Origin of the sequence: Paraburkholderia nodosa (assembly GCF_001718195.1) — a bacterium.
Classification (GTDB): domain Bacteria; phylum Pseudomonadota; class Gammaproteobacteria; order Burkholderiales; family Burkholderiaceae; genus Paraburkholderia; species Paraburkholderia nodosa_A.
Window position 1 is genome coordinate 640796 of sequence record NZ_MCNV01000001.1, and the last position, 16022, is coordinate 656817.

Genomic DNA, 16022 nt, shown 5'->3' on the forward strand with positions numbered 1-16022 from the left:
GCGGGCTTCGGGCTTTTTTGAATTTTTGTACTATAGTGAACAAAAATCGCCGATCCAATATTTCTATGCAATCCAGTACAAAAAAAGATAGCCGCCCGCGCGGGCGGCCGCGCGCCTACGATCCGCACGAGGCGCTCGCCCGCGCGCGCGATACGTTCTGGCGCAACGGCTACGCAGGCACTTCGCTCGACGACTTGAGCGAGGCGACCGGCATGAACCGGCCGAGCCTCTATGGCGCATTCGGCGACAAGCACGCGCTCTATCTGCAGACTATGGAGCGTTACGTGGAAGCGGGGCGCACGGCGATGGAGTCCGCGCTTGACAGCGCAGTGCCGCTGCGCGAGGCGCTGATGCGCGTATTCGACGGCGCGCTCGGCTGGTATTTGCCTGCGCACGACGCGGCGCGCGGCTGCCTGCTGATCGGCACGGCGGCGGTGGAAGCCGTCAACGACGAGGCGGTGCGCGAGCGTCTTGCCGCTGGATTGCGCACATTCGATAAGGCCTTCGAGCGGCGCCTGCGGGGGGCGCTCGCGCAAGGCGAACTGCCGCCCGACGCCAGCGCGCCGATGCTCGCGCGCCTCGCCTCGGCGTTCTTGCATAGCATGGCGCTGCGCGCGCGGGCCGGCGATTCGCGGGCCTCGCTGCGCGCCATGGCGGTGGCGGGCGTCGCGCTGATCTGCGGCGAAGCGCCGACGGCGGCCGATGCGCGTGCGGCGCGGCGCCGCGCGAAGTGATGTCACGCTGAACGTTGCCGGCGTCCTCCAGACGGGTCCGCACGCCGCTTTCCCTTGCTACACTGGCGCAGTCGCGCAGGGACGGCTTGCGCACTCGAAGAGGGGAACACGATGGTGCGCTACAGGCACTACAAGGGTGGCATTTACGAACTGGTTTGCGAGGCGACGCTCGAATCGGATCCTTCCGTCACGATGATCGTGTATCGCGCGGCGAACGGTACGATCTGGACGCGACCCTCCACCGTGTTCTTCGAACTCGTCGAGTATGAAGGCGGACTCGTGCCGCGCTTCGCGCCCGTCAACTGATTCTTTTCACACTCGTCTCTTCCACGCTCTTGAGGGTTTCGCCGAATGCGTTTACTGATTGCGCTGATTCTGCCCTGGCTCCTGTTCTTCACCATTGGGCGTCCGATTGCGGGCATCGTCTGCCTGATCCTGCAGGTCACGCTGATCGGCTGGATTCCGGCCGCGATCTGGGCCGTGTATTCACTCAGCCAGTTCAAGACCGACCGGAAAATAGAGGACGCGCTCGGCCGCCGCGGTTAAATCCCTGAGCGGGCGTCTACGCGCCGTTCGGAGGCGCGTTGCGCGTTACAACGCTAACGCGTGCTCACAATTCAATAAGAACTTAACGCTGATTTTTCTTTCTTACAAATAGAAAGGAGAGTCAGCTATGTTCAAGTTCGTTCTCACGGTGGGCGCCATCGCGCTCCTCGCCGGGTGTGCGGTGGCCCCGGGCTACGACTATGGTTACGGCGGCTATGGCCAGCCGTACTCCACCGGCTATTACAGCGGCTACGCGCCGGGCTATGCGCCCACATATGGCAGCGTGAATATCGGCGTCTGGGACGGTGGCGGCGGTCGCGATTATCACGGCGGCGACTGGCACGGCGGCGGCGGTGGTTGGCACGGGGGCGGCCCGGTTGGTCACGGTGGCGGTCACGGCGGACCTTGGGGGCCGCCGGGCGGTAGTCATGGAGGCGGCCCCGGCGGCGGTCATGGTGGCGGAGGCCACGGCGGTGGCGGTCACGGTGGCGGCGGACCGGGCGGCCGTTGATCCACGCCGAGTCGGAAAATCGCTTCAAAACGAATCAGGCCCGCCACTCTCACGAGGGCGGGCCTGATGCTTTGCACGAGAACCCGGCGTCACAGCCGGGGTTGTCGCGAAACTTACTGGCTCGACTGGGACGTTCCGTTCGTCGAAGGGCCGTAAGCCGTCGCGCGCTGCGCTGCGACCTTGGCTTCGGCAGCCTGAATGTTTTCCGGATAGTGCATCCAGTCGCTCGGATCGTAGCCGGCGGCGCGCAGTTGCGCGAGATCGGCGCGAACTTCGGCGCGGGTCACGGGTTGTTGCTGGGGTTGTGCCTGCGCGAACGCAGCGGCGGGCACGGCGACGATGGCGGCAAGCACAGCTGCCTTCAGAAACGAATTCATGACTAACCTCCGATGTTTTTGTGGGGAGCCATCGCATCGGCGGGGCCCATCTGGTCAATCTATGTGGTCGGAGGGTAAGGGTAAATACCTGGAAAGCGAATTCAGTGTTCTTCTGGCGGCAACAATCGGGTTCGGAATCTCCTGAAGGTTGCGCGACGTGCTTGCAATAAGGCCGGACGGCCGCGGATTATCCGGCCCTGAAATCTCGCCGGATTATTGCGAAATCCGTAATTCCAATTCGCCCGAAACGGTCTGTATCCGGCTGTGGCGCTTGCCTAGAATCCACTCACAGCCAGCCGATGCGGCGAATCGCAGCGAGCCGGCCGAGCACGACAGGGTATGCACCGTCGTTGCGCATCGATGCTAAATAATTCCGGAGGTTGTCATCATGAAGTCGCTTCTCAAGGCTGTTGCCCTTACCGTTGCAATGGCTGCTCCGCTGGCCGCTTTTGCCCAGGCCGATCAAGGTCTGACCCGCGAGCAAGTGCGCCAGCAACTCGTCGAATTCCAGCAAACGAGCCGCAATCAGGCGGCAGTCGCCCCGCAGGCGGCCGCGCCAGTCGCCCAGACCGACGGCTCGTTCGGCGGCGTGAGCAACTCGACGTCGGTTGCCGGCGCTCGCTATGTGTCGGAAGCGGCTCGCACCGGTCCGCAATCGGTCTACTTCGGCGGCCAGTAAGTCTTTCGGCAGTCAGCAGATAAAAACGGCCCGCGAATTCGCTTCGCGGGCCGTTTCGCATTTGGGCGCGGCGTTTTGTTGCCGCTACATGGCTTCCGCCTCCGGCACGTCGAGCACGAGATCCGTGCGCGCGACGGCCACGCAGGTCAGCACATAGCCCTCGGCTTTTTCCTCGCGGCTCAATCCGGGCCACTCGATCGTGAAGCTCACGTCGCCGCTCACTACGCGACACAGGCAGGCGCGGCAGGTGCCGTTGCGGCACATGCGCGGCAAACGGATGCCTTCGAACGCCGCCGCTTCCAGCAAGGTCAGCTCGGGCGGCGCTTCGAAGCTGCGCCCGAGCGGCTCCACGCGGACCACGGGCACGTGCGGCGGGCCCTCCTGCAAGCTTTCGCGGTTCACGTCGCTCATGAAAGCGACACTCCGAGCAGCCGCCCCGCGCCGGCCGTGAACGCCGCCGCGGCGAGTCCGATCACGATCTGCCGGAACGCCGAAAACGTCGCGCTGCGCCCGTTGAAGAGCGACGTGAACACGCCGACGAGGGCGAGCCCGCACGCGCTCAGCGCCACCGACTGCGCGATGGCCGTGACGCCGTGCGCCCACAGGAAAGGGGCAGTTGGAAACGCCGCGCCGAGCGAGAAGAGGCAAAACGAGACGGCGGCGGCCGACCACGGATTGCCGCCCAACTCCTTCGGATCGATGCCAAGCTCCTCACGCGCCAACGTATTGAGCGCCTCGTCCTTGTTGCGCATGATCTGGGCGGCCACGCGGCGCGCTTCTTCAGGATCGACGCCCTTCGCCTGATAGATGAGCGCAAGCTCGTGACGCTCGGCGTCCGGCGTGTGTTCGAGTTCGTCGGCTTCCTTCGCAAGCTGCGTGCGCGCAAGCTCGCGCGCGTTGGTCACCGAGAGCCATTCGCCGAGCGCCATCGAGCAGGCGCCCGCCACGAGGCCCGCCAGCCCCGTGAGCAAAATCGTGCGATTGACGCTGCCCGCGCCCGCCACGCCCATGATCAGGCAGAAGTTCGAGACGAGCCCGTCGTTCGCCCCCAGCACCGCCGCACGCAGGTCGTTGCCCGCCATCGCGCCCTTGTGCCACGACTCGGCCGCGCCGATCGCTTCGCCGTGGCCGTGTTCGGGCTCGCGCTTCTTCGCGGCAATCGCCTGCACGATGGCCGCGTGCTGCTGCTCCTGGGCCGAAAGCTTCTCGGCGCCGGGCTCGTGCGCGTAGCGGTCGCGGTCGGCGTACTCGGCAGCGGCGACGGTGGGCAGCACGAGTGAAGGGCCGAACGTGCGCGTGAGCGTTTGCAGCAGGCGGGTTTTCGCGCTGCGCCGATGCGGCCGGGGCGTGACGCCGTTGGCCGCGAGCTTCTCGCGCCAGACGCTCGCGTGCTCGCGCTCGGAGGCCGCGAGATCGGCGAAGATGCGGCGGCGCTCGTCGTCTTTCTCGACCGCGGATAGCGTGTCGTAGACGGCGGCGCTGTCGAGTTCGTCGGCGAGATTGCGCCGGAAGCGGTTGATTTCCTGAGCGGAGGCCATGGCGCGCGGTGCGGGAAGTTATCTGCCAAGCTTACCCTGGCGCGGCAACGGCCAGAAGCCGCGCGTCGACGCCCGCCTTGCTCCTGTCGGGCCGGTACGCTCAGCGGCGCTGACGCAGATGCCGGTAGACCGTGTTGCGCGCGAGCCCGAGTTCGCGAGCCGCCGCCGATACATTGCCGCTGTGGCGCGCGAGGGTCTCCTCGATGAGCCGCGACTGCCAGACGGAGAGGCGCGCGGGCTCGCGTTCCGTGTCGCTCGCCTGGTCTTCCGTCGAGGCATCGGCGCACGGCTGCGCGCAGTCACTCGCGGGATCGCAATCGTGCATGAGGTCTTCGGGCAGATGCTCCATGTCGATGGCGTCTTCGCCTTCGGCCATGATCGCCGCCGTGCGCAGCGCGCTCGCGAGCTGACGCAGATTGCCCGGCCAGCGGCAGCGCGCGAAGCACGCCCGAACGGCCGGTGTCAGACGCGCGGGCGCGCCCGGCACCTCGCGCCGCACAATCTCGAGCATGCGGGCGACAAGCGGGTCGAGGTCGGTGCGCTCGGCCAGCGCCGGCAGCGTGACGACGAGGCCGTTGATGCGGTAGTAGAGATCCTCGCGGAACGTGCCTTCGGCGATCATCGCGCGCAGGTCGCGGTGCGTCGCGCAGACGATGCGCAAATCCACCGGCACCGCGCGCGTACCGCCGAGCGGCACGACGGCGCGCTCCTGCAACACGCGCATGAGCCGCACCTGTTGCGCGAGCGGCATGTCGCCGATCTCGTCGAGAAAGAGGGTGCCGCCATGCGCCTGCGCGATCTTGCCGGCGCTACCGCGGCGCTTCGCTCCCGTGAACGCGCCGTCCTCGTAGCCGAACAGCTCCGCTTCGATCAGCGTGTCGGGCAGGGCGGCGCAGTTGAGCGCGACGAACGGCCCGTCGCGGCGCGGCGAATCGCGATGCAGCGCCCGCGCGAGCCATTCCTTGCCGGTGCCCGTGCGGCCGAGCACGAGCACCGGAATGTCGCGGCCGCGCACGCGCGCCACGCGCTGCAGGGCGGCGGCGAGCCGCGCGTCGCCGGTGTCGAGGTCGGCGAGCGTGGGCTGCGGCGCGGAGTCGGCGGCGTTGGGCGCTTTCGCCTGGGAGGGCGCGGGCGTGAAGGGCGAGCGGGACGTGTCGGCTGCGGCGCTGCGCGCGAACGTAGGGACGCCCGACATGGCCGCGCCGGGCGTGGCGCGCGCGATCACGCGCACGCCGCTTGGCAGTGCGAGCGCGAGCGGCTCGCCGCTCGCGCGCATGATCTGCTGCATGAACGCCGCGAACGGCTGACCGAAGAGCGCCGCGAACTCGCGCTGCTGCAGTTCGGCGAGCGGTGCGCCGAACTGGAACAGGGCGCTGCGGTTCGCGCAGAGCAGCGTGCCGTCGGCCGAGAATGCGGCCAATCCTTCGTAGAGCGTACCAATGAATTCGGCGCGCGCATGAAACTGGAGCCGGATGGCATCGGCGAATTCGGTGTTGAACAGATGGTTCTCGATCATCTGCGCCGACATGCGCACGAGCGCGAGCGTGTGCTTGTGAAAACCGCGCGACTCGCCGCTCACGTCGAGCGCGCCAAGCGTGCGCCCATACGGATCCGCGATCGGCGCACACGAGCAGGTGAGGATGTGATTGGCGCGCAGAAAGTGCTCGCCCGCATGCACCGTGGTCGGTTGGCCTTCGACGAGCGCCGTGCCGATGGCATTCGTGCCGCGATGCTGCTCGGCCCACGAAACGCCCGGGCGCAGCGCGACGCGCTGTGCTTTCTCGACGAAGTCGCTGTCGGCGCAGCTATGGAGGATCACGCCGTTGCGATCGGTAAGCAGCACCATGCTCTGCGTATCGACGATCTGCGCGTGCAAGGCGTCCATGACGGGACGCGCCTGGTGATAGAGCGTGCGGTTCGTGTCGATCAGTTCGCGCAGGTCGGCGGCGGCGAGCGCGTCGAAGTCGGGCGCTTCAGTGGCGCGCAGTCCGAGTGCGCGCGAGCGCGCGTGAGCCTGCGCGATGGCGTCCGCGCGGGCCGCGTCGTGCGGCGTGACGGGGCGTCGGGTCACTCGTGTCTCCAGTCGTTTTGGGCGCTACGCTGCGACGCAACATGGGTGCGCGAGCGGGGCCTCTGGGGCAGTTCATGGTACAGGAAACGCGGCGGCTGCCAATTCGGGTTGAAGCCGGGTTGAAGGCAGCGGTTTCAGCCGCGCGGGCGCCGCCTCAACTGCGTCTTGAGTTTACTGGCGCGAGTGCCATGATGAAGGTGAGGGCGCATTTGCGTCGCGCCCCCGCTGAATAGCGGAGTTCGTCATGGTGCACGGCGAATTGAGGATCGTGGTGGCGGTGCTCGCCACGTTCGTTGCGCTCTTTGGCCTCGGGTATGCGATTGACGGATTGATCTTCGACGAAGACAACGTCGTGCTCTCCGGAATGGTGACCGTGGCTCTTGGGGTCGTCGCGTTCGTGGTGATGCTCACCCTGCACCCGAAAGACCTCGAATCTCTCGAACAGCACCGGCATCGCGAATCCTGACGCGCCCGGGTGGCGCGCATGGTGCGATGCGGCAACCGGCGCAGCGCGTTGGCGCAGGGCCGGGAGGAGAGTATCTTTGCGCGCAACGGCGCACGCGCTTGCCGCACCCGCGAAAACAGGGCTCGGACGCCGCCGCCGCCGGCTATTTCAGGCATGTGACAACGTCGACCTTGCGGGCGGCAGGAAGTCGTCTAAAGTGAATCAAATCAACCTGCGCGAACGTGTAGTTTGCAAGGGTTGGTGTTGATCCGCGCGAGCCGGATCGGGTGTTCTCAGGCACCAGGTTGGGGCAGCCCGAAGGCGGTTGAACGCGGCCTTTTCACCCTCCACCAAAGGCGACCCCCATGCAGATCATGTTTCCGAAAGAGGTGCCCGAGTACTCGGGCCCAGACCTGACCTTGGCGTTTCCGGCGATGATCGATGGCGAGCGGGTGGAGTGTCTGATCACGGCGGCGGCGCTGGAAGATCACTTCGGGGCGGCTTCGCCGCGCGCCGAAGACATGCTCAGCGCGTTCGACCATCATCGCGACCGCATCGAGGCCTGCGCGCGCCGTTTGCTCTCCGAAACACGTGCGCAGTGTCTCGTGCTGCGCAGCGGCTACGTGCGTTTCGTGCAGGCGCACGCCAACGCGTAGTCGAGAAAAAAGCGCCCGCAGGACGCGGGCGCTTTCCGTTCAGCTGAGTTTGCTTGCCGCGCCCGTTGGGGCGCGGCGTTCGTTTACGCGGTTGCCGCGTTGCCGCTAGAAGATGGCGGGTTTCGTGTAGCGTTCGGATGCGGCGGAGTACGTTGCCACGCGGCGGCTCCTGTGTGCAGGGAATCTGACGATAGCTCCCTATGATAAGAAGCACGTGCCGTGCGGGGCAGTGATGCGGCTGGGAAGTTTGATGCTGAGGGGGCGGCAGCGGCGTATCAAGACAAAAAGGGTGGCGCGAAGCCACCCTTTTGCTTTTACGCGTTGCCGAGATAGAAGAACCGGAACAGGAACACGGCGGCGATGATCCACACGATCAGTTTCACGTCGCGCACACGGCCCGTGAGGAGCTTCAGGCCCGCATACGAGATGAAGCCGAACGCCACGCCGTTGGCGATCGAGTAGGTGAACGGCATGGCAAGCGCCGTGAGAGCGGCGGGCACGACTTCGGTGGCGTCGTCCCAGGGCAGATCGGCGAGTTCGCGCAGCATCAGGCACGAGACGTAGAGTAGCGCCGGCGCCGTGGCGTAGCCCGGCACGACGCCCGCGAGCGGCGCGACGAACAGGCACGCGAGGAACAGCACGGCCACGGTGAGTGCGGTCATGCCGGTGCGGCCACCCGCCTGCACGCCCGAGGCGCTTTCGATATACGCCGTGGTCGACGAGGTGCCGAGAACCGAGCCCGCGAGAATCGCGGTGCTATCCGCGAGCAGCGCGCGGTTCAGGCGGTGCATCTTGCCGTGCACGAGCAGGCCAGCGCGGTTGGCCACGCCCATCAGCGTGCCGGTCGCATCGAACAGCTCGACGAGGAAGAACACGAGCACCACGTTGAGCACGCCCGTGGAGAGCGCCGCCTTGATGTCGAGCTGTGCGAAAGTCGGCATGATCGACGGCGGCGGCGAGAAGATGCCGTGGAACTGGTTGCCGCCGAAGAAGAACGAGAGAATCGTGACGCCCACGATGCCGATCAGGATCGCACCGCGCACCTTCAGCACGTCGAGCGTGACGATCGCGAAGAAGCCGATGATCGCGAGGATCGTGTGCGGATCGTGCAGGTTGCCGAGCTCGACGAGTGTGGCCGGGCTGCCGACCACCACGCCCGAGGTCTTCAGCGAGATGATCGCGAGGAACAGACCGATACCCGCCGTGATCGACACGCGGATCGAATGCGGAATGCCATTGACGATGGCCTCGCGTACGCGCAGCAGCGTGACGATGAAGAACAGGCACCCGGAGATGAACACCGCGCCGAGCGCGGCCTGCCACGTGAAGCCCATGCCCTTCACGACCGTATAGGCGAAATACGCGTTCAGGCCCATGCCGGGCGCGAGCGCGATCGGGTAGTTCGCGTAGAGGCCCATGACGAGCGAGGCGAGCGCCGCGACGAGGCAGGTCGCGACGAATACGCTTTCCTTCGGCATGCCGGCGTCGCCGAGAATGGCCGGATTCACGAAAATGATGTAAGCCATCGTGAGGAAAGTCGTGATACCGGCGAGCACTTCGGTGCGCAGGTTGGTGCCTGCTTCTTCGAAACCGAAATAGCGTTTGATGGCGTCCATGAAGATCGGGCCCTTGAGAGTCGAGCGGGTTGTTCGCTGCTTGTTGGTGTGGTGTCTTGCGTGTAGTCGGCGCAGGCAGGTCCTTGACGTGCCCATGCACACGCGCGCATGCCGCAGCGCGCGGCTACGGGCGCGATTGTAAACAATTGTCCGTCGAGCGCAGAAAAGCCGTCGTGAGCGTGGAACGGGTACAACAGCGCGCGTTGCGGTAGCAAGCGTGAGAAGGCGCGGCGAATCGCGCCCGTGGCGGGAGGAAATGGACACGACCGCTCACAGGCGCCGGGCGTTGCTTCGCCTGGTGCCGGGTTACTGCGGCCTGTCCTGCAATCAAGCGATTACTGCTGCATTTGACCGGCGGGAGCGCCATATCCGGCGCCGCCGCGCGCCGCACGCCGTTGCGCGACGATCGCGCCCGCGCGTTGCGCGTTTTCCGGGTAGTCGATCCAGTCGAGCGGATCGTAGCCCGCCTGCCGCCATTCGATCAGATCCGCCCGGACCTGGGCGCGAGTCAGCGGTTGCGAGGGATCGTACGGTTGGGCCACCGCCGCAGCCGACGCGAAGCAGCACGCTGCGGCGAGGACGCCGAGCGTCACACGCGGAAGGGAGTTCATGGCAAGGCCTTTCGTATTAGGGATAACCCTAAAAGTATAGGCGCTATCTCATTAACTCAAAGGGGGATCGAGGGCTACCCGCGGTGCTTCGAAGCGTCTTGGCGGTTGCTTGCCGTGCGGTAGTCGGTCGGGCGCTGTCCGGTCCATTTGCGGAACGCCCGATGGAACGCGCTCGGCTCCGCGAACCCCACAGCGGCGGCGACATCGGCGACCGGGCGGCCCGGCTCCTGCAGCGCCGCGATCGCCAGGTCGCGGCGCAATTCGTCCTTGATCGACTGGCAGCTGTGGCCTTCCTGGCTCAGCCGCCGGCGCAGCGTGGCGGGCGCCACGTTCAGCTGCTGCGCGATGGCGTCGGCATCGGGCCACGCGGCGACGGGCAGGGCGCGCAGCGCGCGTCGCACGCGCGCCGCGAACGAGCCCGGATTTCGATACTTCACGACGAAGTTGCCGGGCGCGTTGCGCAGAAACGCCCGCGCCGAGCTGGCGGTCTGGATCACGGGCAGTTCGAGAAAACCGGGCGCGAATTCGAACCATGTGGCCGGCTGATCGAATGCCATGTCGTCGCAGAGCATGAGCTGGTATTCGTGCGCGGCGGCGGGCTGCGGGCAGCGAAAGCGCGCCGCGAGAAGCGGAATGCGCCGCCCCACGAGCCAGCACACGAGCCCGTAGACGAGGATGAACCAGGTCGCGTACGCGAACAGGGTGGGCGTGGGTTTGCCCGCGCGGTGCGAGAGCGTGACGCGCACGCGCGTGGCGTCGAAGTCGATCTCGCCCGACAGATCGTCGAGCACGAGCCGCATGAAGTGCACGGCGCGCTGCAGCGCCTGGCGGCCCGTGCTGGCGCCGAGCGCCGAGTGCGTCATGGCGATGAAGCTGCCGCTTTTCATCGCGTGCGAATCCTGGCCGAAGAATTCGTCGTCGAGCGCGCGCGCGATGCCCGACCACAACTGGCCGTATTGCGCCGCACTCACGCGCGCGCCGGGCGCGAGCAGCACGGCCGGCGCGATGCCGGCGGCATCCGTGAGTGGTGCGGTTTCGAGGCCGCCCGCGCGCGCCAGCGCCAGCGTCTCGTTCACGAGGCTCATCGAGATCGTGCCTTTTTCGCTCAGTGTCTGGGTTCTCGCCGGTTGCATAGAACCGCCTCCCAAGGGGTTGATCGCAGTCGACATGGTAAATCCGATCAGCGAGTTTGAGCGTGGCGGGCATCGAATACGGCCGCTCGCGTGCCTACACTTTTCGTAAGCCTTGCCGCCGGGGCCGCATCGCGCCAAAGTGGAAGGCAAGCGCAAGAGACACAGGAAGGGGACACACATGGACGAGTTCTATACCGACGATCAGCGCATGATTCGCGACGCCGCGCGCGACTTTGCGAGCGGGCAATTGGCGCCGAATGCGGCGCAATGGGATCGCGACGGCAAGCTGCCCGACGAGGTCGTCAAGCAACTGGGTGAACTGGGCTTTCTCGGCATGATCGTGCCGCAGGAGCAGGGCGGCTCGTACACCGATTACGTGGCCTACGCGCTCGCCATGGAAGAGATCGCGGCCGGCTGCGCCTCGTGCGCGACGCTCGTGAGCGTGCACAACTCGGTGGGCTGCGGGCCGATCCTGCAGTTCGGCACCGACGCGCAGAAGGACCGCTGGCTCGGCAAGCTCGCGAGCGGCGAGCTGATCGGCGCGTTTTGCCTCACCGAGCCGCAGGCAGGCTCCGAGGCGAGCAACCTGCGCACGCGCGCCGAGCTGCGCGACGGCAAGTGGGTGCTCAACGGCAACAAGCAGTTCGTGACCAACGGCTCGCGCGCGAACATTGCCATCGTGTTCGCCGTGACCGATCCCGACGCCGGCAAGCGCGGCATTTCCGCGTTCATCGTGCCGACCGAAACGCCGGGCTTCAACGTCGGGCCGCTCGAGAAAAAGATGGGCATCCGCGCGTCGGACACGTGCCCGATCTCGCTCGTCGACTGTGCGATTCCCGAAGCGAACCTGCTTGGCCAGCGCGGCGAAGGGCTGAAGATCGCGCTTGCGAACCTCGAAGGCGGACGCATTGGCATTGCGGCGCAGGCGCTGGGGATCGCGCGCGCGGCCTTCGATGCGGCGCGTGCCTATGCGCACGAACGCGTGCAGTTCGGCGAGCCCATCATCAAGCATCAGAGCGTGGCCAACCTGCTTGCTGACATGCATACGCGCATCAACGCCGCGCGTCATCTCGTGCATCATGCAGCGCGGCTGCGTACGCTTGGCAAGCCGTGTCTTTCCGAGGCATCACAGGCCAAGCTTTATGCTTCCGAAATGGCCGAGGAAGTGTGCTCGCACGCGATTCAGATTCACGGTGGCTACGGCTTCCTGAACGACTATCCGGTGGAGCGTCACTACCGCGATGCACGCATCACGCAGATTTACGAAGGCACGAGCGAAGTGCAGAGGATGGTGATTGCACGGCAGCTTTGAAGTGAAGTGAGGAAGACGAAGCAATAAAAAGCGAGCGCTTATGCGCCATAGCTATGCATGGGACCGGAGTAAGTGCTTTGCACCAACTCCGGCTCGACAGGAGACGACGATGACCGGGTTCACCCCTTCCGCGCAGGCCTTCATCGACGCACGCGAGCTGCTGCTGCGTCATCGCACCGACTACGCACGCGCGTACGACGAATTCGCGTGGCCGAAGCTCGACACGTTCAACTGGGCGCTCGACTACTTCGACGTGATGGCGCGCGGCAACGACAACCCGGCGCTCTGGATCGTCGACGACCTCGCGGACGGCGGCACGCGTTATTCGTTCGCGCAGATGTCGGAGCGTTCGTCGCGCATGGCGAATTTTTTGCGCGAGCAGGGTGTGACGCGAGGCGACCGCTTGCTGTTGATGCTGCCCAATCGCGTCGAACTCTGGGACGTGATGCTGGCGGCGATGAAGCTGGGCGCCATCGTGCTGCCTGCCACGACGCAGCTCTCGCCCGACGACGTGCGCGAACGCGTGGAAACGGGCGGCGCGCGCTGCGTCGTCGTGGACGCCGCCGAACTCGGCAAATTCGATGCGCTCGACCCGAGCGTGAAGCGCATTGCGGTAGGCGCGGCGCCCGGTGCGTGCGAAGGCTGGATCGACCTTTCGCGCGCGTACGAAGCGAGCCCCGCGTTCGAACCCGACGGCCCGACGCGCGCCGCCGACCCGCTGCTGCTCTATTTCACCTCGGGCACGACCTCGAAGCCCAAGCTCGTCGAACACACGCATGAGAGCTACCCCGTAGGCCACCTTTCGACGATGTACTGGATCGGCCTCATGCCCGGCGACATCCACTGGAACATCAGTTCGCCGGGCTGGGCCAAGCATGCGTGGAGTTGCTTCTTCGCACCGTGGAACGCGCAGGCCTGCGTGTTCGTCTACAACTACGCGCGCTTCGTGCCGAAAGACACGCTCGCCGCCATCGTGCAATGCGGTGTGACCACGCTGTGCGCGCCGCCCACGGTGTGGCGCATGCTCGTGCAGGAGCCGCTCGCAACCTATGCAGTGAAGCTGCGCGAGATCGTGGGCGCGGGCGAGCCGCTCAATCCCGAGATCATCGAGCGCGTGCGCCACGCGTGGGGCATTACGATCCGCGACGGCTACGGCCAGACCGAAACGACCTGCCAGATCGGCAATTCGCCGGGCCAGCCCGTGGTGGCGGGCTCGATGGGACGGCCGCTGCCGGGCTACCGCGTGGAACTCGTCGATGCCGACGATCAGCCCGCAAGCGAGGGCGAAATCGCGCTGCCGATTGGGCGAGATTCGGCGCAGCGTCCGCTCGGCTTAATGACGGGCTACGCGAACAACGCAAAGGCGAGCGAATACGCCATGCGCAACGGCTACTACCACACGTCCGATGTCGCTTTGCTTCGCGACGACGGCTATTACGTCTACGTGGGCCGCGCCGACGACGTGTTCAAGTCGTCCGACTACCGCCTGAGCCCGTTCGAACTGGAGAGCGTGCTGATCGAGCACGAGGCGATTGCCGAGGCCGCGGTCGTGCCGAGTCCGGACGAGCTGCGCCTGTCCGTGCCGAAGGCCTTCGTCATCGTGCGTCAGGGCTTTGAGGCAGGCCCCGAACTCGCACGCGAGGTGTTCCGCTTCTCGCGTGAAAAGCTCGCGCCGTACAAGCGCATTCGCCGCCTGCAATTCAGTGACCTGCCCAAGACCATCTCGGGCAAGATCCGCCGCGTCGAGCTGCGCCGGCGCGAAATGGAGCGCAGCGCCGAACCGGCGCGTCAGCCCGACGAGTATTGGGAAGAAGATTTCCCCGAGCTGCGCTGATATCCACACGGAGTCCGAAATGATCGAATTCGAGTACGCGCATGAGGGCGCGGTGGCCCTGCTCACGCTTTCGCGGCCGCCCGCGAATGCCTTTACAGTCGACGGCTTGCGTCAGCTGCAGCAGGTCATCGAGGCGTTCGACCGCGAGCCGCAGGTGCGCGCGGTCGTCATCACCGGCAGCGGTCCGAAGTTCTTCAGCGCGGGCGCCGACCTCAATGCCTTCGCCAGTGGCGATCGCGAGGTCGCACGCACGGCGGCGAGCGCGTTCGGCGCGGCATTCGAGGCGCTGCAGAAGGCGCGGCCCGTGGTCATCGCGGCGATCAACGGCTATGCCATGGGCGGCGGCCTGGAGTGCGCGCTTGCGTGCGATATCCGCATTGCCGAAGAGCATGCGCAACTCGCGCTGCCCGAGCCTGCCGTGGGGCTGCTGCCCTCCGGCTGCGGCACGCAGACCTTGCCCTGGCTCGTGGGCGAAGGCTGGGCCAAGCGCATCATCCTCACGGGCGAACGCGTGGACGCGCAAACGGCCCTGCGCATCGGTCTCGTGGAAGAAGTCGTCGCAACCGGCGGCGCCCGCGAGGCCGCGCTCGCCATGGCCGCGCGCGTGGCGGGCTTGAGCCCGCAGGCGGTCACCTTCAGCAAATCGCTGATCCATCAGGCGCGCAACGGCGTGCCGCGCAGCGCTGCGCTCGCCGTCGAGCGCGAGCGCTTCGTCGATCTGTTCGATTCGCCCAACCAGCGCGAGGGCGTCAACGCGTTTCTGGAGAAGCGCAAGCCACGCTGGCATATTGAAACGGAGAACTAGGCAATGAATGCAACACCCGCTTCCGCCCAGGCTGCAACGGAAGCCGAACAGGACGTGCTGTTTCGCGTGGTCAATCGCGTGGCGATCGTCACGCTCAACCGGCCCGCTGCGCTCAATGCGCTTTCGCACGCCATGGTGCGCGAGCTGGCTGTGCTGCTGGAACGCGTGCGCACAGACGACGGCATCGTCGCGCTCGTGCTGGAAGGTGCGGGCCCGAAAGGTTTTTGCGCGGGCGGCGACGTGCGCGCGATCTATCGGCTCGCACGCGAGAAAGCGCGCGAAGGCGCGAATGGCTGGCAACGATTCTTCGTCGACGAATATCGCCTCGACTACGCGTTGCACACGTTTTCCAAGCCGCTCGTCGCGCTGCTCGACGGCGTGACGATGGGCGGCGGCATGGGTCAGGCCAGGCGGCGGCGCTGCGGGTGGCGACTTCGCGCACGAAGATCGCGATGCCGGAAACGCGCATCGGGCTCTTGCCCGATGTGGGCGCGACGCACTTCCTCGCGAAGATGCCGGTGGAAATGGCGCTATACGTGGGCCTGACCGGCGCAATGCTCAGCGGCGCGGACGCGCTGCATTGCGGCCTTGCGGATGCCTGTGTGCCGGGCGAATGGCTCGATGGCTACGAGGCGCGTCTGCTCGCCGCGCAATGGTCGGGCGATGTGCATGCTTCGTTGCGCGAAGTATTCGTCGCGCCGTGTCACGAGGCTAACGATGGTGCGCTCGCTTCCTTCACGCCGCTCATCGTGCGGCACTTCGACCGCCGTCTGCGTGTCGAGCAGATCGTCGCATCGCTGCGCGCCGACCTCGAACGCGAACACGCGCAAGCCGAACGAGCGTGGCTCGAAGCCACACTCGAAGCGCTCACGCACTATTCGCCGACGATGCTCGAAGTCACGCGCGAAGCGCTGTTGCGAGGCCGCCAGATGACGCTCGCCGAGTGCTTCCGCATGGAGCTTGGCATCGTTGGCCGTGCGATCGAGGAAGGCGACTTCTGCGAAGGCGTGCGCGCGCATCTCGTCGACAAGGATCGCAAGCCGCGCTGGGCGCCCGCCACGCTCGTCGAGGTGCGGCCTGAACGCGTGCAGCATTTTCTTGCGTCGCCGTGGCGCGGCGAGGCGCATCCGCTGGCGGACCTCGGCGCATAACGG

General features: G+C 66.3%; 17 protein-coding genes and 1 pseudogene. 11 read left to right on the forward strand and 7 right to left on the reverse strand.

Annotation, left to right across the window (positions count from 1 at the left end):
- Nucleotides 1-65 precede the first annotated feature (65 nt).
- The 4 genes from BFD71_RS02810 (at nucleotide 66) to BFD71_RS02825 (ending at nucleotide 1791) form a co-directional block, all read left to right on the forward strand.
- Nucleotides 66-734, forward strand: a complete 669-nt coding sequence (locus BFD71_RS02810) for a TetR/AcrR family transcriptional regulator (RefSeq protein ID WP_069261724.1) — start codon at nucleotides 66-68, stop codon at nucleotides 732-734.
- A gap of 111 nt (nucleotides 735-845) precedes the next feature.
- Entirely contained in the window at nucleotides 846-1040 is a 195-nt protein-coding gene (locus tag BFD71_RS02815) for a DUF1653 domain-containing protein (protein WP_069261725.1), read from the forward strand.
- 45 nt (nucleotides 1041-1085) lie between these two features.
- Nucleotides 1086-1280, forward strand: a complete 195-nt coding sequence (locus BFD71_RS02820) for a YqaE/Pmp3 family membrane protein (protein ID WP_069261726.1) — start codon at nucleotides 1086-1088, stop codon at nucleotides 1278-1280.
- A gap of 127 nt (nucleotides 1281-1407) precedes the next feature.
- Nucleotides 1408-1791 (forward strand): hypothetical protein, encoded by a 384-nt coding sequence (locus BFD71_RS02825; RefSeq protein WP_069261727.1) that lies wholly within the window; start codon nucleotides 1408-1410, stop codon nucleotides 1789-1791.
- Between the two features lie 113 nt (nucleotides 1792-1904).
- Here the strand turns inward: BFD71_RS02825 and BFD71_RS02830 are convergent, their stop codons facing one another.
- The gene (locus BFD71_RS02830) at nucleotides 1905-2168 is read right to left on the reverse strand and encodes a DUF4148 domain-containing protein (protein WP_069261728.1); all 264 of its coding nucleotides are present in this window, start codon (nucleotides 2166-2168) and stop codon (nucleotides 1905-1907) included.
- A 388-nt stretch (nucleotides 2169-2556) separates the two neighbouring features.
- Between BFD71_RS02830 and BFD71_RS02835 the strand changes: the two genes are divergently transcribed.
- On the forward strand, nucleotides 2557-2847 hold the full coding sequence (locus tag BFD71_RS02835) for a DUF4148 domain-containing protein (protein ID WP_069261729.1): 291 nt from the start codon (nucleotides 2557-2559) through the stop codon (nucleotides 2845-2847).
- A gap of 84 nt (nucleotides 2848-2931) precedes the next feature.
- Here the strand turns inward: BFD71_RS02835 and BFD71_RS02840 are convergent, their stop codons facing one another.
- From BFD71_RS02840 to BFD71_RS02850, 3 genes are all read right to left on the reverse strand, one after another.
- Complete coding sequence (locus BFD71_RS02840; protein WP_069261730.1) at nucleotides 2932-3258, reverse strand: 2Fe-2S iron-sulfur cluster-binding protein; 327 nt, start codon at nucleotides 3256-3258, stop codon at nucleotides 2932-2934.
- On the reverse strand, nucleotides 3255-4385 hold the full coding sequence (locus BFD71_RS02845) for a VIT1/CCC1 transporter family protein (protein WP_069261731.1): 1131 nt from the start codon (nucleotides 4383-4385) through the stop codon (nucleotides 3255-3257). Before BFD71_RS02845 ends, BFD71_RS02840 begins: the two co-directional genes overlap by 4 nt.
- 100 nt (nucleotides 4386-4485) lie before the next feature.
- Nucleotides 4486-6456, reverse strand: a complete 1971-nt coding sequence (locus BFD71_RS02850; RefSeq protein ID WP_069261732.1) for a sigma-54-dependent Fis family transcriptional regulator — start codon at nucleotides 6454-6456, stop codon at nucleotides 4486-4488.
- A gap of 244 nt (nucleotides 6457-6700) precedes the next feature.
- Between BFD71_RS02850 and BFD71_RS02855 the strand changes: the two genes are divergently transcribed.
- Both BFD71_RS02855 and BFD71_RS02860 read left to right on the forward strand, forming a co-directional pair.
- Nucleotides 6701-6922, forward strand: coding sequence for a DUF2964 family protein (locus BFD71_RS02855; RefSeq protein WP_069261733.1), 222 nt, complete (start codon nucleotides 6701-6703; stop codon nucleotides 6920-6922).
- 344 nt (nucleotides 6923-7266) lie between these two features.
- Nucleotides 7267-7557 carry a DUF1488 domain-containing protein gene (locus BFD71_RS02860; protein WP_069261734.1) on the forward strand — a complete coding sequence of 97 codons (291 nt, stop codon included), beginning with the start codon at nucleotides 7267-7269 and terminating at the stop codon, nucleotides 7555-7557.
- Nucleotides 7558-7871: 314 nt separating this feature from the next.
- Here BFD71_RS02860 and BFD71_RS02865 read toward each other — a convergent pair whose 3' ends face one another.
- The 3 genes from BFD71_RS02865 to BFD71_RS02875 all read right to left on the reverse strand — a co-directional run bounded on the left by BFD71_RS02865 (nucleotide 7872) and on the right by BFD71_RS02875 (nucleotide 10917).
- The gene (locus BFD71_RS02865; protein WP_069261735.1) at nucleotides 7872-9173 is read right to left on the reverse strand and encodes an NCS2 family permease; all 1302 of its coding nucleotides are present in this window, start codon (nucleotides 9171-9173) and stop codon (nucleotides 7872-7874) included.
- 335 nt (nucleotides 9174-9508) lie between these two features.
- Nucleotides 9509-9784, reverse strand: a complete 276-nt coding sequence (locus BFD71_RS02870; protein WP_069261736.1) for a DUF4148 domain-containing protein — start codon at nucleotides 9782-9784, stop codon at nucleotides 9509-9511.
- A 74-nt stretch (nucleotides 9785-9858) separates the two neighbouring features.
- Nucleotides 9859-10917, reverse strand: a complete 1059-nt coding sequence (locus tag BFD71_RS02875) for an AraC family transcriptional regulator (RefSeq protein WP_069261737.1) — start codon at nucleotides 10915-10917, stop codon at nucleotides 9859-9861.
- A 178-nt stretch (nucleotides 10918-11095) separates the two neighbouring features.
- Here BFD71_RS02875 and BFD71_RS02880 point away from each other — a divergent pair, with 178 nt between their 5' ends.
- From BFD71_RS02880 to BFD71_RS02895, 4 genes and pseudogenes are all read left to right on the forward strand, one after another.
- Nucleotides 11096-12229, forward strand: coding sequence for an acyl-CoA dehydrogenase family protein (locus BFD71_RS02880; protein WP_069261738.1), 1134 nt, complete (start codon nucleotides 11096-11098; stop codon nucleotides 12227-12229).
- A 109-nt stretch (nucleotides 12230-12338) separates the two neighbouring features.
- Entirely contained in the window at nucleotides 12339-14063 is a 1725-nt protein-coding gene (locus tag BFD71_RS02885) for an AMP-binding protein (RefSeq protein ID WP_069261739.1), read from the forward strand.
- A gap of 19 nt (nucleotides 14064-14082) precedes the next feature.
- Complete coding sequence (locus BFD71_RS02890; protein WP_069261740.1) at nucleotides 14083-14868, forward strand: enoyl-CoA hydratase; 786 nt, start codon at nucleotides 14083-14085, stop codon at nucleotides 14866-14868.
- A 3-nt stretch (nucleotides 14869-14871) separates the two neighbouring features.
- Nucleotides 14872-16019 (forward strand): annotated as a pseudogene (locus BFD71_RS02895) (enoyl-CoA hydratase/isomerase family protein).
- Nucleotides 16020-16022 lie beyond the last annotated feature (3 nt).

What these genes read in the sequence shown, in the direction of transcription:
- BFD71_RS02810 (WP_069261724.1), top strand. Translation starts at nt 66, where the DNA reads ATGCAATCCAGTACAAAAAAAGATAGCCGCCCGCGCGGGCGGCCGCGC.
- BFD71_RS02815 (WP_069261725.1), top strand. Translation starts at nt 846, where the DNA reads ATGGTGCGCTACAGGCACTACAAGGGTGGCATTTACGAACTGGTTTGC.
- BFD71_RS02820 (WP_069261726.1), top strand. Translation starts at nt 1,086, where the DNA reads ATGCGTTTACTGATTGCGCTGATTCTGCCCTGGCTCCTGTTCTTCACC.
- BFD71_RS02825 (WP_069261727.1), top strand. Translation starts at nt 1,408, where the DNA reads ATGTTCAAGTTCGTTCTCACGGTGGGCGCCATCGCGCTCCTCGCCGGG.
- BFD71_RS02830 (WP_069261728.1), bottom strand. Translation starts at nt 2,168, where the DNA reads ATGAATTCGTTTCTGAAGGCAGCTGTGCTTGCCGCCATCGTCGCCGTG.
- BFD71_RS02835 (WP_069261729.1), top strand. Translation starts at nt 2,557, where the DNA reads ATGAAGTCGCTTCTCAAGGCTGTTGCCCTTACCGTTGCAATGGCTGCT.
- BFD71_RS02840 (WP_069261730.1), bottom strand. Translation starts at nt 3,258, where the DNA reads ATGAGCGACGTGAACCGCGAAAGCTTGCAGGAGGGCCCGCCGCACGTG.
- BFD71_RS02845 (WP_069261731.1), bottom strand. Translation starts at nt 4,385, where the DNA reads ATGGCCTCCGCTCAGGAAATCAACCGCTTCCGGCGCAATCTCGCCGAC.
- BFD71_RS02855 (WP_069261733.1), top strand. Translation starts at nt 6,701, where the DNA reads ATGGTGCACGGCGAATTGAGGATCGTGGTGGCGGTGCTCGCCACGTTC.
- BFD71_RS02860 (WP_069261734.1), top strand. Translation starts at nt 7,267, where the DNA reads ATGCAGATCATGTTTCCGAAAGAGGTGCCCGAGTACTCGGGCCCAGAC.
- BFD71_RS02865 (WP_069261735.1), bottom strand. Translation starts at nt 9,173, where the DNA reads ATGGACGCCATCAAACGCTATTTCGGTTTCGAAGAAGCAGGCACCAAC.
- BFD71_RS02870 (WP_069261736.1), bottom strand. Translation starts at nt 9,784, where the DNA reads ATGAACTCCCTTCCGCGTGTGACGCTCGGCGTCCTCGCCGCAGCGTGC.
- BFD71_RS02875 (WP_069261737.1), bottom strand. Translation starts at nt 10,917, where the DNA reads ATGCAACCGGCGAGAACCCAGACACTGAGCGAAAAAGGCACGATCTCG.
- BFD71_RS02880 (WP_069261738.1), top strand. Translation starts at nt 11,096, where the DNA reads ATGGACGAGTTCTATACCGACGATCAGCGCATGATTCGCGACGCCGCG.
- BFD71_RS02885 (WP_069261739.1), top strand. Translation starts at nt 12,339, where the DNA reads ATGACCGGGTTCACCCCTTCCGCGCAGGCCTTCATCGACGCACGCGAG.
- BFD71_RS02890 (WP_069261740.1), top strand. Translation starts at nt 14,083, where the DNA reads ATGATCGAATTCGAGTACGCGCATGAGGGCGCGGTGGCCCTGCTCACG.